Annotated in this window: 11 protein-coding genes, 1 tRNA gene, 1 pseudogene and 1 riboswitch; of the genes and pseudogenes, 11 read left to right on the forward strand and 2 right to left on the reverse strand. The window is 74.0% G+C overall.

Annotation, left to right across the window (positions count from 1 at the left end; genetic code table 11):
* The first annotated feature begins 88 nt into the window (after window positions 1–88).
* Window positions 89–163: transfer RNA gene (locus LPA27_RS07625), tRNA-Val, on the forward strand.
* 428 nt (window positions 164–591) lie between these two features.
* Here LPA27_RS07625 and LPA27_RS07630 read toward each other — a convergent pair.
* Window positions 592–906, reverse strand: coding sequence for a DMT family transporter (locus LPA27_RS07630; protein ID WP_056862736.1), 315 nt, complete (start codon window positions 904–906; stop codon window positions 592–594).
* An 11-nt stretch (window positions 907–917) separates the two neighbouring features.
* A riboswitch (guanidine-III (ykkC-III) riboswitch) is annotated at window positions 918–985 on the reverse strand.
* Between the two features lie 153 nt (window positions 986–1,138).
* On the opposite strand from LPA27_RS07630, the pseudogene LPA27_RS07635 reads away from it, so the two are divergent.
* The 5 genes and pseudogenes from LPA27_RS07635 to LPA27_RS07655 all read left to right on the forward strand — a co-directional run.
* Window positions 1,139–1,867: pseudogene (locus LPA27_RS07635) on the forward strand (NADPH-dependent F420 reductase); the annotation flags it as partial.
* A gap of 204 nt (window positions 1,868–2,071) precedes the next feature.
* On the forward strand, window positions 2,072–4,066 hold the full coding sequence (gene thrS, locus LPA27_RS07640; protein ID WP_416383234.1) for a threonine--tRNA ligase: 1,995 nt from the start codon (window positions 2,072–2,074) through the stop codon (window positions 4,064–4,066).
* Window positions 4,067–4,076: 10 nt separating this feature from the next.
* A complete protein-coding gene (locus LPA27_RS07645) occupies window positions 4,077–5,165 on the forward strand; it encodes a hypothetical protein (protein WP_228942065.1) in 1,089 nt (362 codons plus the stop codon).
* 189 nt (window positions 5,166–5,354) lie between these two features.
* Window positions 5,355–6,392 (forward strand): AurF N-oxygenase family protein, encoded by a 1,038-nt coding sequence (locus tag LPA27_RS07650; protein ID WP_228942066.1) that lies wholly within the window; start codon window positions 5,355–5,357, stop codon window positions 6,390–6,392.
* A gap of 76 nt (window positions 6,393–6,468) precedes the next feature.
* The gene (locus LPA27_RS07655; protein WP_228942067.1) at window positions 6,469–8,202 is read left to right on the forward strand and encodes an FAD-dependent oxidoreductase; all 1,734 of its coding nucleotides are present in this window, start codon (window positions 6,469–6,471) and stop codon (window positions 8,200–8,202) included.
* 54 nt (window positions 8,203–8,256) lie between these two features.
* Here the strand turns inward: LPA27_RS07655 and LPA27_RS07660 are convergent, their stop codons facing one another.
* Window positions 8,257–8,394 carry a hypothetical protein gene (locus LPA27_RS07660; RefSeq protein ID WP_165699018.1) on the reverse strand — a complete coding sequence of 46 codons (138 nt, stop codon included), beginning with the start codon at window positions 8,392–8,394 and terminating at the stop codon, window positions 8,257–8,259.
* Between the two features lie 122 nt (window positions 8,395–8,516).
* Between LPA27_RS07660 and LPA27_RS07665 the strand changes: the two genes are divergently transcribed.
* From LPA27_RS07665 to pdxS, 5 genes are read left to right on the forward strand one after another with little or no spacing between them, the layout of a single operon-like run.
* Window positions 8,517–9,302: a TetR/AcrR family transcriptional regulator gene (locus tag LPA27_RS07665; RefSeq protein ID WP_156697724.1), complete on the forward strand. Its 786-nt coding sequence runs from the start codon at window positions 8,517–8,519 to the stop codon at window positions 9,300–9,302.
* Window positions 9,299–9,859, forward strand: a complete 561-nt coding sequence (locus LPA27_RS07670) for an HIT family protein (protein ID WP_056904386.1) — start codon at window positions 9,299–9,301, stop codon at window positions 9,857–9,859. Before LPA27_RS07665 ends, LPA27_RS07670 begins: the two co-directional genes overlap by 4 nt.
* 3 nt (window positions 9,860–9,862) lie before the next feature.
* Window positions 9,863–10,699: an inositol monophosphatase family protein gene (locus LPA27_RS07675; RefSeq protein WP_228942068.1), complete on the forward strand. Its 837-nt coding sequence runs from the start codon at window positions 9,863–9,865 to the stop codon at window positions 10,697–10,699.
* A 12-nt stretch (window positions 10,700–10,711) separates the two neighbouring features.
* Entirely contained in the window at window positions 10,712–11,320 is a 609-nt protein-coding gene (gene pgsA, locus LPA27_RS07680) for a phosphatidylinositol phosphate synthase (protein ID WP_228942069.1), read from the forward strand.
* 52 nt (window positions 11,321–11,372) lie between these two features.
* On the forward strand, window positions 11,373–12,287 hold the full coding sequence (gene pdxS, locus LPA27_RS07685; RefSeq protein WP_056862745.1) for a pyridoxal 5'-phosphate synthase lyase subunit PdxS: 915 nt from the start codon (window positions 11,373–11,375) through the stop codon (window positions 12,285–12,287).
* Window positions 12,288–12,344: the final 57 nt, after the last annotated feature.

Here is a 12,344-nt window from a genome sequence, read left to right on the forward strand (position 1 = left end):
GCGGTCGCAAGGCCCCAGGGGCGGGCCCGCATGGGCCCCGATGTGTGGGTCGGCGCGGGATGGGTTATCGTTTCCGCCGCATCACCGCGGGCGATTGGCGCAGTGGTAGCGCGCTTCGTTCACACCGAAGAGGTCACTGGTTCGAACCCAGTATCGCCCACCAGATCACGCACGAGGCCGGTCCCCACGGGGCCGGCCTCGCGGCGTTCCTGGGCCGCTCGGTCAGGGCCGTCCGGCGCCGCGTGGGCCGGAGCGGCGACGTGTGTCCCGCCGCTCCGGCCGCTGGTGAGTCCCCCCGGTCACCGGCACGGGTCCAACGAGGCGCCGCGCAAGCGGTTACGCCCCGGCGTCCCCGGTGCGTGCGTCCTGTCGACGGCGCGACGTGCTCCGGGCGGGGGAGGACGTCCACCGCGGGGCGGTCGCGCGGGTCCGGCGTCGGGACGGGCCGCGTCCGGGTCGCCCGGGTGCGGTCCCACCAGCCCCACGCGTCGCACCGGTCGGCCCGGACCCGCACCTGTCGCCCCGTGCGTGGGCCGACAGGTGCGGGTTTCGCCAGCCGGCTGGCGAAACCCGCGGGGCCGGCCACCGACCTCAGTGGGTGAGCTTGAGACCGGCGACGCAGCCGACGATGCCGAGCAGGAGCAGCACGCGCACGACGGAGACCGGCTCGGCGCCGGTGGCCATGGCCCAGCCGGCGGTGGTGGCGGCGCCGATGCCGACCCACACGGCGTAGGCGGTGCCGACGGGCAGCTCGCGCAGGGCCCAGGAGAGGCCGGCCATGCTGGCGGCGGCGGCCACGAGGAAGACGGCCGCGGGCCCGAGGCGGGTGAACCCCTCGCTGCGGTCGAGGGCGGTGGCCCACACGGCCTCCAGGACACCGGAGACGACGAGGACGATCCAGGACATGGGGAGCTCCTTGGGCATCGTCTTGTCGCTGGCCGGGTACGACGCGCCTCGTCCGGGTGCCGGTCTGGCGCGGCCATCGTGGCACGCCCGCGTCGCTGGCCCAAGGCGGTCCGCCCCCGCGCCCGCCCACGCCCCCGCACACTGACCCGCCCACGCCCCGCCCACGCCTCCGCCCACGCGTCCGCCCACGCGCCGGCACGGCGACGGCACGGCACCGGCGTGGCGACGGCCACGGAATCAGCGCCGGCCGGGCGGGGTTGGAGCCAGCATGACCACCATCGGACTCATCGGAGCAGGCAACATCGGCAGCACCGTCGCGCGACTCGCGGTGCGTGCCGGACACGACGTCGTCGTCAGCAACAGCCGCGGGCCGGAGACGCTCTCCGACCTCGTGGCCGAGCTGGGCGAGCACGCCCGCGCGGCGACCGCGACCGAGGCGGCGGAGGCCGGCGACGTCGTCGTCGTGACCATCCCGCTCAAGAACTACCGCGAGGTGCCGGTCGAGCCGCTGCGCGGCAAGGTCGTCATCGACACCAACAACTACTACCCCGAGCGCGACGGCCACATCGCCGAGCTCGACGACGAGTCGACCACGACCGCCGAGATGCTCCAGGCCCACCTGCCGGAGTCGCAGGTCGTGAAGACCTTCAACAACATCTACTTCGAGCACCTGCTGCGCCTCGCCCGCCCCTCGGGCGACCCCGAGCGCAGCGTGCTGGCCATCGCCGGCGACGACGCCGCGGCCAAGCGGGCGGTGACCGAGGTGCTCGACAGCCTCGGCTACGACGCCCACGACGCCGGCCCGCTCAGCGAGGGGTGGCGCTTCCAGCGCGACACCGCGGCCTACGCCGACCTCTACGCCGGCGAGCGCGGCTTCGACCCCGAGGGCGGTCGCCGCGTCGACGAGGCGTTCCTCGTCCAGCAGCTCGACGCGGCGAAGCGCTACCGCGACATGGACTGACCCTCCCGCACTACGCGCGCCACCCGCCACGCCCCGACGTCGGCCGGTGCGCGGGCGGAGGCGGCGTACGACGAGCGCGGCCCGCACGGCCCCGGACAAACCCGGGAGCCGTGCGGGCCGCGCTGTCGTTACCCTTGACCCGGCTCGTCCGAGCCGCCCGCCGGCCCGTGGCCGGTGGCGCCGCCCCACCGTCAGGAGACCCCCGTGCCCGACCTCAAGATCGCCCTCGTCCACGCCGGTGAGCGTGAGGTGCGGGAGGTCACTGCGGGCACCAAGGCCTGGGAGCTGTTCACCGACGACACCTCGGTCATCGCCGCCCGGGTCGGGGGCGAGCTCAAGGACCTCTCCCACCCGCTGAGCGAGGGCGACGAGGTCGAGGGCGTGGCCATCGACTCCGCCGACGGCCGCGACATCCTGCGCCACTCCACCGCGCACGTCATGGCCCAGGCCGTGCAGCAGCTCTTCCCCGAGGCCAAGCTCGGCATCGGCCCGCCGGTCACCGACGGCTTCTACTACGACTTCGACGTCGAGACCCCCTTCGTGCCCGAGGACCTCGCCAAGATCGAGACCGCGATGCGCAAGATCGTCAAGGAGGGCCAGCGCTTCGACCGCCGCGTCACCACCGACGCCGACGCGCTCAGCGAGCTGGCCGAGGAGCCCTACAAGATCGAGCTGATCGGCCTCAAGGGATCCGGGCGCAGCGACGACGCCGCCGAGGGCGCCAGCGTCGAGGTCGGCGCCGGCGAGCTGACGATCTACGACAACGTGCGCCGCAACGGCGACGTGGCGTGGTCGGACCTGTGCCGCGGCCCGCACCTGCCGACCACCAAGCGCATCCCCGCCTTCAAGCTGATGCGCTCGGCGGCCGCCTACTGGCGCGGCGATGAGAAGAACAAGCAGCTCCAGCGCATCTACGGCACCGCCTGGGAGACCAAGGAGGCCCTCGAGGAGCACCTGCACCGCCTCGAGGAGGCCGAGCGCCGCGACCACCGCAAGCTCGGCCGCGAGCTCGACCTTTTCTCCTTCCCCGACGAGATCGGCTCGGGCCTGCCCGTCTTCCACCCGCGCGGCGGCGTGATCAAGCGCGAGATGGAGGACTACGTCCGCCTGCGCCACATCGAGGAGGGCTTCGAGTACGTCGGCACCCCCCACATCGCCAAGGAGGGGCTCTTCCACACCTCGGGCCACCTGCCCTACTACGGCGAGGGCATGTTCCCCGCGCTCGACGTCGACGGCATGGACTACCGCCTCAAGGCGATGAACTGCCCGATGCACAACCTGATCTTCGACGCCCGCCAGCGCTCCTACCGCGAGCTGCCGCTGCGGCTCTTCGAGTTCGGCTCGGTCTACCGCCACGAGAAGTCCGGCGTCGTGCACGGCCTGACCCGCGTGCGCGGCTTCGCCCAGGACGACTCCCACTCCTACTGCACCCCCGAGCAGGCCCCGGGCGAGGTCAAGCACCTGCTCGACTTCATGCTCAGCGTGCTGCGCGACTTCGGCCTCGACGACTTCTACCTCGAGCTGTCGACGCGCGACGACTCGAAGCCCGACAAGTTCGTCGGCTCCGACGAGGACTGGGCCGCGGCCACCGCCGTGCTCGAGCAGGTCGCCACCGAGTCGGGCCTCGAGCTCGTGCCCGACCCGGGCGGCGCCGCGTTCTACGGCCCCAAGGTCTCGGTGCAGGCCAAGGACGCCATCGGCCGCACCTGGCAGATGGGCACGGTGCAGTACGACTTCAACCAGCCCTCGCCCGACCGCTTCAACCTCACCTACGTCGCCCCCGACGGCTCGCGCCAGCAGCCGGTGATGATCCACTCCGCGAAGTTCGGCTCGATCGAGCGCTTCCTCGGCGTGCTCGTCGAGCACTACGCCGGCGCCTTCCCCCCGTGGCTGGCCCCCGTGCAGGTGCAGGCCATCCCCATCGCGGAGCGCCACGCCGACTACCTGCACGACGTGGCCCGCCGCATGCGCACCCAGGGCCTGCGCGTCGAGGTCGACGACTCCGACGACCGGATGCAGAAGAAGATCCGCAACGCCCAGCTGCAGAAGGTGCCGTTCATGATGATCGCGGGCGACGACGACCTCGCCGCGGGCGCCGTCTCCTTCCGCTACCGCGACGGCCGCCAGGACAACGGCGTGCCGCTCGAGGAGGCGATCGCGCGCGTCGCGGCCGCCGTGGAGTCGCGCGAGCAGGTCTGAGGCGGGCGTCGTGGGCCGGGTCTTTGGCCGGGACGTGGGGGAGCGGGCCGCCCGGGGCCGGCGTACGTCGGGCTGCACGGCCGTCCGGTCGGCCGCGGCGCCCACGGCGCTGGCCGCGCTCCTGGCGTTGAGCGCCTGCGCGGGCGGGGCCGGTGGCTCGGGCGGCGACGTCGCACCGCGCGAGCAGGCCGAGCAACGCGTGGCCGCGGGCGAGCCACCGCTGGTGGAGCCGCCGCGCTCGGCCTCGCCGCAGGACCCCGGCGCCGCCGGCGGCCGCGTCGACCCCGACGCCCCCGACCCGCAGGACCTCGAGGACCTCGCGGCGCTCGCCGAGGGTGAGGCCCGGGCGCAGGAGCGCCGCATCCCGGCCTTCGACGGGCCGGTGCTCGGCGGCGACATCAGCTGGCCGCAGTGCCCCCGGGGCCTCGGCATCCCCGAGAAGCGCACGCTGGGGCTGCCCCCGCCGCTGCCGGAGGCGCGCTACGTCGTGATCGGGCTGACCAACGGCCCCGGCTTCGTGGCCAACCCCTGCCTGGCCGACCAGGTGGCCGAGTCGCGCGAGCGCGACCTGCTGGTCTCGGCCTACGCCGTGTCGTCCTTCCCCAGCGCCGCCGAGCAGGAGACCCACGGCGCCGACGGCCCCTACCCGGCCGGCTCGCGGCTGGGGCGGCTGGCCAACGCCGGCTACCAGCAGGCGCGCTACAACGTCGCGTCGATGCGCGCCGCCGGCCTGGAGACCCCGGTGGTCTGGATCGACGTCGAGCCGGTGCCCGACTTCGAGTGGAGCAGCGACCCCACCGCCAACGCCGCGGTGGTGCAGGGCGTCGCCCGCGGCTACACCGACGCCGGCTACCGGATCGGGGTGTACTCCACCCCGCTGCTGTGGGAGCAGGTCGTCGGCCCCCTGGAGCTCGGCCTGCCCGAGTGGCGCGCCGCCGGCCAGACCTCGCGCGCCGAGGCCGCCTCGCGCTGCGGCGACGACTGGGTGATCCAGGGCGGTGAGCCGGTGATGGGCCAGTGGGTGGAGGCCTCCCGCGACCAGAACGTCACCTGCGGCGACGTGCACCTCGACCTGGGTCGCTGGTTCCACCGCTACTGACGCGCCGGCGCCCGGCGCGACGACGTGGCGCCCTCACCCCTCCGGTGGTTACCGACGGGTAAGTGTGACGTGGTGTCGCGCTCACCATTTACACCGACACGGTGTCGCACTAACGTCCGTGGAACTGCAGCACGAGCCCCGCAGCAGCGGGGCTCCGGCCACGACGACGACGCCACGACGAGGTGCGAGATGACCGCGACCCCCACGCTCCACGACACCGCCGCCCCGGTCCGTGCGACGGCCTCCGCCGACGACGCGGCGGTGCGCGCCGAGCGCACCCGGGCCTACGAGCAGCGGCTCCGCACCCTCTCCGAGGCCTCGGTGCACCAGCACTTCGATGCCTTCCTCGACATCGCCTGGGACGACCCCGACCACGCCATCCGTCTCGACGACCCGCGCTGGGTCCTGCCCAGCGTCGACGTGCTCGGTGGCACCGACTGGTACCGCTCGCTGCCGCTGGAGGAGCAGATCCGCGTCGGCCTCTACCGCCAGGCCAACATCTGCAAGGTCGGCCTGCAGTTCGAGCAGATCCTCATCAGCGGCCTGATGAACTTCGCCTTCAACCTCCCGAACCGCTCGGCGGAGTTCCGCTACTCCACCCACGAGGCGACCGAGGAGTGCCACCACACCCAGATGTTCCAGGAGTTCGTCAACCGCTCGGGCCAGGACGTCCCCGGCGGGCGCCTGCTCTTCCGGATGGCCGGCCCCTTCCTGCCGCTGGCCGCGCGCTGGGTGCCGTTCGGTTTCTTCTACGGCGTGCTCGCCGGCGAGGAGCCGATCGACCACGTGCAGAAGTCGGTGCTGCGCGCGGGCGACGACATGCACCCGCTGCTCCAGCGGATCATGCAGATCCACGTCGCCGAGGAGGCCCGCCACATCGGCTTCGCCCACCAGTACCTCGAGCACCAGGCGCCCAAGCTCACCCGCCGCCAGCGCGCGGTGCTGTCGGTGCTGGTGCCGGTCGTGATGCGGGTGCTGTGCGACGAGATCCTCGTGCCCAGTCGCCGGATGCAGCGCGACCTCGGCATCCCGCGCCAGGTGGTCAAGGACCTCTACTGGCGCGAGCCGGAGTCGCGGAAGTTCCTGCGCGACCTCTTCGGCGACGTGCGCATGCTCGCCGAGGAGACCGGGATGATGAACCGCGTCTCGCGCCTGGTCTGGCGCTGGATGGGGATCGACGGCCGCCCCAGCCGCTTCCGCAGCGAGGTCGCCTCGGCTGCCGCCTGAGCCGCCACCGAGCCCCGCCCCAGCCCAGCCGACCCCGGCCGACCCCGGCCGGCACCCGACCGAGCGGACCCCTCCCGTGCCCTACGTCGTCACCCAGTCGTGCTGCAGCGACGCCTCGTGCGTCGTGGCCTGCCCGGTCAACTGCATCCACCCCGCCCCGGGCGAGCCCGGCTTCGCGACGGCCGAGATGCTCTACGTCGACGCCGACTCCTGCGTCGACTGCGGGGCGTGCGCGACGGCCTGCCCCGTCGACGCGATCAAGCCGCACACCAGGCTGAGCGAGGCGGAGCTGCCGTTCCTCGACATCAACGCCGCCTACTTCGACGTCTTCCCCCACGCCGACCGCACGCCCCTGGCCGTGGTGGCCGAGCAGCGCCGGATGAAGCGGCCGCGGCCGGTGCGCGTGGCCGTCGTCGGCGCGGGGCCCGCGGGGCTCTACGTCGCCGACGAGCTGCTGCGCCACCCGGAGACGCGCGTCGACGTGCTCGACCGGCTGCCCACCCCCTACGGCCTCGTGCGCGCCGGCGTCGCGCCCGACCACCAGCACACCAAGCGGGCCACCACCCTCTTCGCCGCCATCGAGGCCGAGCCCGGTTTCCGGTACCTGCTGGGCGTGGAGGTCGGTGAGGGCCCGGGGGCCGCGGTCACCCACGCCGAGCTGGTGGCGCACTACGACGCCGTCGTCTACGCCGTCGGCGCGGCCAGCGACAAGGCGCTGGGCGTGCCGGGGGAGGACCTGCCCGGATCGCTGTCGGCCACCGACCTCGTCGGCTGGTACAACGGCCACCCCGACAAGCAGGACCTCGCGGTCGACCTCGGCCACGAGCGCGCGGTGGTGGTGGGCAACGGCAACGTCGCCCTCGACGTCGCCCGGGTGCTGACCGCCGATCCCGACGAGCTGGCCGGCACCGACCTCGCCCGGGTGCCGTGGGCGGTGCTCGCCGGCAGCGGGGTGCGCGAGGTGGTCGTGCTCGGGCGCCGCGGCCCCGACCAGGCGGCCTTCACCCTGCCCGAGCTGGTCGGCCTGGCCGCGCTGCGCGGCGTCAACGTCGTGGTCGACACCCGGGGTGCGGCCCTGAGCCAGGGCGACGCGCCAGGGGTCGAGGGCGACCTGCGCCGCCAGGTGCTCGCCGAGCTCGCCTCCCGCACCCCCGACCCGGCGCTGCGCACGATCGTGCTGCGCTTCCTCACCTCGCCGACGCGGCTGCTCGCCGGACCCGACGGACGGGTGGGCGGGATCGAGCTGGTGCGCAACGAGCTGGTCGCCGACGCCACCGGGGTGCTGCGCGCGCGGTCCACCGGCGAGACCGAGGTGCTGCCCGTCGGGCTGGTGCTGCGCTCGGTGGGATACCACGGCGAGCCCGTCGACGGCCTGCCCCACGACGCCGCCACCGGCACCGTGCCGCACACCGCCGGACGGGTCGTCCCCGGCGTCTACGTCGCCGGCTGGGCCAAGCGCGGCCCCAGCGGCTTCATCGGCACCAACAAGGCCGACGCCCAGGAGACGGTGTCGACCCTGCTCGACGACCTCGACGCCGGCCTCGTCGCGGCGCCCGACGGGTCCGTCGGGGGGCCGCGGTCGCACCGGGGCGACCTGGCCCGGGTGCTGCGGGAGCGCGGTGTCGCGGTGGTCGACCTCGCCGGGTGGCGCGCGATCGACGCCGAGGAGCGCCGCCGCGGTGCCGCCGCGGGGCGCCCCCGGACCAAGGTCGTCGACGTCGCGGAGATGCACCGGATCGCGGCGCAGGCGGCGGACGCCCGGCCGCGCCGGCGGACCCTGCTCGGCGTACGGACCTCGAGCAGGGCCTGAGCGCGCGAGCCCGACCGAGCCCGACCGAGCCCGGGCGCGCGGTCGGCGCTGGGCTCAGCGCTTGCGGTCGGTGAGTTTCTCCACCCCGCTCGTCGCGGCGTCGGCCGCCTTGTCGCGCTTGGCTCCGCGCTTCTCCTTGAGGGACTTCCCGGACTTCTTCGACAGGGCTTGGCGCGGGGACTTGTCGCTCATGGCGGTTCCTCTGGTGGAGGGCCTGGATGGCCCCGTGCGATCGACAGTACGCCGGTGCCACGGGTTAGGGTTGTCAGCACAGCGACAGCGACGCGCCGACGGGCGCACGGGACGGGGTGGGGATGGCGTCGACCGAGCGCGGCCGCCCCGACGGGCGCCAGGCGCGCTGGGACCGCCACAACCAGGAGCGGCGCCAGCAGATCATCGACGCCGCCCTCGCGGTGATCGAGGCCGGTGAGCCCGGCGCCGAGGTCCACGTGCAGCAGTACGCCGAGCAGGCCGGCCTCAGCCGCACCGTCATCTACCGCCACTTCGCCGACCGCGCCGACCTCGACCGGGCCGTGCAGACCGCGATCGTCGAGGGGCTGGCCGCCGAGCTGCTGCCCGCCGTCACCCTCGACGGCACCATCCCCGAGATCGTCGGCCGCGTCGTGCGGACCTACGTCGACTGGGCCACCACCCACCCCGCGCTGCACCACGTGGCCGAGCAGGACACCTCCCTCGACGGCTCCGGCCCGCTCCAGCAGGGCATCGAGCGGATCGCCGCCCAGGTGGTCGAGGTGATCACCACCGCGGTCGACCTGCTCGACCTCGAGGTCAGCGAGGACGAGCGCGCCGCCCTCGACCCGCTGGTCTTCGGCCTGGTGGGCGCGGTCTTCGGCGCCGTGCGCCGCTGGATGGCCAAGCCCGAGCAGACCCCGCCCGCCCCGCTGCTGGTCGCGCTGACGACCGACTCGGTGTGGTTCATCCTCCAGGGCCACGCCCGGAGCCTGGGGCTGGAGCTGCGCTCCGACCAGCCCATCGAGCAGCTGCTCGAGCAGGCCTCCGCCGCCGTCGACGCGGCGGCGAGGGTCGAGACCAGCGACCTCGTCGACCTCCCGCCCGCCCGGGTCGAGGGCCCGCGGTGAACGGCCGAGGAGCCGAGGACGAGGCGGTCCTGGTGCAGGACGGCATCGGCGAGCCCGACGGCCTCGACCGGCTGTGGACACCCCACCGGATGGCCTACATCCGCGGGGAGAACAAGCCGGCCGACGCGACGTCGGGGGAGTGCCCCTTCTGCCGGATCCCCTCGCTGCCCGACGAGGACAGCCTCGTGGTGCACCGCGGCCGGCTGAGCTTCGTGCTGCTCAACCTCTACCCCTACGCGCCGGGCCACCTGATGGTGTGTCCCTACCGCCACATCGCCGACTACACCGAGACCACCGACGAGGAGGCCGCGGAGATCGCCGACCTGACCCGCACGGCCATGCGCGTGGTGCGCTCGGTCTCCGGGGCGGGCGGCTTCAACATCGGCATGAACCAGGGCGAGATCGCCGGGGCCGGCATCGCGGCCCACCTGCACCAGCACGTCGTGCCGCGCTGGCCCGGCGACCAGAACTTCATGCCGATCATCGGGCGCACCAAGACCCTGCCCGAGCTGCTCGGCCAGACCCGCGCGCTGCTCACCGACGCCTGGCCCTCCTGAGCCGTGGCCCCTCCCGCGCCGCGCGACCGGCGTCCCGACCCCGCCGACGTGGAGCTGGCCGTCGCGCTCGTGCGCGACGCGGGGCGCTTGGCGCTGCGCATGCGCGGTGCCGGAGCCCTCGACACGACCCGCAAGACGTCGGTCTCCGACGTCGTCACCGCGGCCGACCACGCCGCGGAGCGGCTGGTGCTCGAGCGGCTCGCCGCGCTGCGCCCCGACGACGGCGTGCTGGGGGAGGAGGGCGCCGAGCGGGTCTCGCGCAGCGGCCGCACCTGGGTGGTCGACCCCGTCGACGGCACCTACAACTTCGTGCGCGGTCTCACCGGGTGGTGCTCGGCCCTGGCCCTGGTCGAGGGCGACCCCTCGCGCCTCGACGCCGCCCTGCTGGGGGCGGTGCACCACCCCCACGACGACACGACCTGGGTCGGCGGCCCGGCCCTGCCGAGCACCCGCGACGGCGTGGCGCTCGACCCGGTGGTCGACCGCACCCTCGACCAGGCCTGCGTGGCGACCTACCGCCACCCCCCTACCCACGCCACCCCGGCCGGCCTGGCCTGGGGCCACGCCCTGGCGCCGGCGGCGACGGTGCGGATGCTCGGGTCGGGGTCGATGGACGCCGCGCTGGCCGCCGGCGGCGTCGTCGACGTGGTCGTGCAGCACTCCGTGCCCGACTGGGACCGGCTGCCCGGCGAGGCGCTCCTGCGCGGGGTCGGGGGCGTCGCGCGCCACGTCGAGGCCGCGGGCCGGCGCTGGTACGTCGCCGGCGCTCCGAGCGCGGTGGCCGAGGTCTGCGAGCGCCTGGCCGAGGCGGGTGCCGGCGGCGCGGCGCCGGGCCGCTAGCCTGCTCCCGCCATGATGGAACGTTTCCGCGCCTTCTGGACGAAGGTCATCGCCCCCGTCGCCCACCTCCTGATCCGCCTCGGGGTGAGCGCCGACGTCGTGACCCTCGTCGGCACCCTCGGGCTCAGCGCCGGCGCCCTCGTCTTCTTCCCCCAGGGCATGCTGCTCACCGGTGTGCTGGTGGCGACCGCCTTCGTCTTCAGCGACCTCATCGACGGCTACATGGCCCGGTCGCAGGGCAAGAGCAGCAAGTTCGGCGCCTTCCTCGACTCCACGCTCGACCGCATCGGCGACGGCGCCATCTTCATCGGGCTCTCGCTCTACTTCGCGGGCCCGGGCGACAGCACGCTCTACCTCGTGCTGTGCCTGGTCTGCCTCCTCATGGGGGCGGTGACCTCCTACGCCCGCGCCAAGGCCGAGGGCCTCGGCTTCACCGCGAAGGTCGGCATCGCCGAGCGCGCCGACCGTCTCGTGGCCATCCTGGTGATGACCGGGCTGAGCGCGATCTTCGACGCCCCGATCCTGCTGCACGTGGTGCTGTGGGCCCTCGCCGTGGCCAGCACGGTCACCGTGGTGCAGCGGATCTGGGTCGTGCGCCAGCAGGCGCTCGCCGAGGTGTGAGGACCCTCTCGTCGAATGGGTCGGGCAGGTAAACGGCCGTAGAATTCGACCCATGGCTGACACCGCTGGCACCCCGTCCGAGACCACCGGCACCGGCACCACCCGCGTCAAGCGCGGCATGGCCGACATGCTCAAGGGCGGCGTGATCATGGACGTCGTCACCGCCGAGCAGGCGAAGATCGCCGAGGACGCCGGCGCCGTGGCCGTCATGGCCCTCGAGCGGGTGCCCGCCGACATCCGCGCCCAGGGCGGCGTGAGCCGGATGAGCGACCCCGACATGATCGACTCGATCATCGAGACCGTCTCGATCCCCGTCATGGCCAAGGCCCGCATCGGCCACTTCGCCGAGGCGCAGGTGCTGCAGAGCCTCGGGGTCGACTACATCGACGAGTCCGAGGTGCTGACCCCGGCCGACTACGCCAACCACATCGACAAGTGGCAGTTCACCGCCCCCTTCGTCTGCGGCGCCACCAACCTGGGCGAGGCGCTGCGCCGCATCGCCGAGGGCGCGGCCATGATCCGCTCCAAGGGCGAGGCCGGCACCGGCGACGTCTCCAACGCCGTCATGCACATGCGCACCATCGGCGGCGAGATCCGCCGGCTCTCCTCGCTGCTGCCCGACGAGCTCTACGTCGCCGCCAAGGAGCTCCAGGCGCCCTACGACCTGGTCAAGGAGGTCGCCGAGCGCGGCTCGCTGCCCGTGGTGCTCTTCACCGCCGGCGGCATCGCCACCCCGGCCGACGCCGCGATGATGATGCAGCTCGGCGCCGAGGGCGTCTTCGTGGGTTCGGGCATCTTCAAGTCCGGCAACCCCCAGCAGCGTGCCGAGGCCATCGTCAAGGCCACGACCTTCTACGACGACCCCGACGTGGTCGCCAAGGTCTCGCGCGGCCTGGGCGAGGCGATGGTCGGCCTCAACGTCGACGAGATCCCGCAGCCGCACCGCCTGGCCGAGCGCGGCTGGTGACGCCCGGGCCCGCCGCGCCCTGACGGGCCGGCGGGTCGCCCGGCCCGGCGCCGGCTC

The sequence above is a fragment of the Nocardioides sp. Leaf374 genome, assembly GCF_916862475.1.
Classification (GTDB): domain Bacteria; phylum Actinomycetota; class Actinomycetes; order Propionibacteriales; family Nocardioidaceae; genus Nocardioides; species Nocardioides kribbensis.